Annotated in this window: 1 protein-coding gene; it reads left to right on the plus strand. The window is 48.3% G+C overall.

The window, feature by feature from the left end:
- Positions 1-204: 204 nt before the first annotated feature.
- The gene (locus GOB87_RS16495; RefSeq protein ID WP_166319198.1) at positions 205-570 is read left to right on the plus strand and encodes a hypothetical protein; all 366 of its coding nucleotides are present in this window, start codon (positions 205-207) and stop codon (positions 568-570) included.
- Positions 571-748 lie beyond the last annotated feature (178 nt).

A 748-nucleotide genomic window follows, 5' to 3' on the forward strand; every position in this document is an offset into this window, starting at 1 on the left:
GATACTGCGCTCGGGTGATTTCAGTCCAGGCCATCTTGATCTCATCAGGTTATCGCAAACCCATGAATCATAACCCGCTGAAATCACTCAACTCATTTTCGGTCAGACACTAAGACACAGTTCGTGGTATTGTTCGCGGCTGTAACTATTTATACTTATATCACCTACAAATAACACGTTAAGAGTAAAGTAGGAGGGCCAACGATGACTCTGACTGATGAACAAAAAAGCGCTGCTCTGGAGTGGGCACGGACTGATTCCAAGATGCAAAAGCTCTTTCGTGAACTCGACTACGAGCTTTTCTACGGGCCGATTATTCACTTCGCCGTGGCTTTCTTGATATTTTCAACCTGCGGTGTTTCCTGGTTTGCGCTGTGGTGGAAAACACTTGGGGCTGCTCCAAACTGGTGGTTTCAGGTGTTTGCCTTTATGTCGACCGTGGGTTGCGCCTGTTTCGGGGTCGCTACCGTGGACCCTTCGAATAAAGTACGAGTGACACTTGGTCTTACTGGCGCAATTTTACTATCTATTCCATACGTCATCGGGGTCACTACACACATATTCCCGTAACATCTGATCCGACCGGTCTTTATCTGGCGGACTGTCGTTCTGCGCTCTGCTGTATGTGATGTTTATGTAGAAGTGGCCCCCATTTTTTGGACAGAGCGGTAAGCTATCATCTGGCCTGAACGAGGACGGGTTTTATGGGCAAGGTTACGCGGAAACGGTATGCGGCAGAGTTCAAGTC

Source organism: Acetobacter estunensis, from assembly GCF_011516945.1.
Lineage (GTDB): Bacteria > Pseudomonadota > Alphaproteobacteria > Acetobacterales > Acetobacteraceae > Acetobacter > Acetobacter estunensis.

What these genes read in the sequence shown, in the direction of transcription:
- GOB87_RS16495 (WP_166319198.1), top strand. Translation starts at nt 205, where the DNA reads ATGACTCTGACTGATGAACAAAAAAGCGCTGCTCTGGAGTGGGCACGG.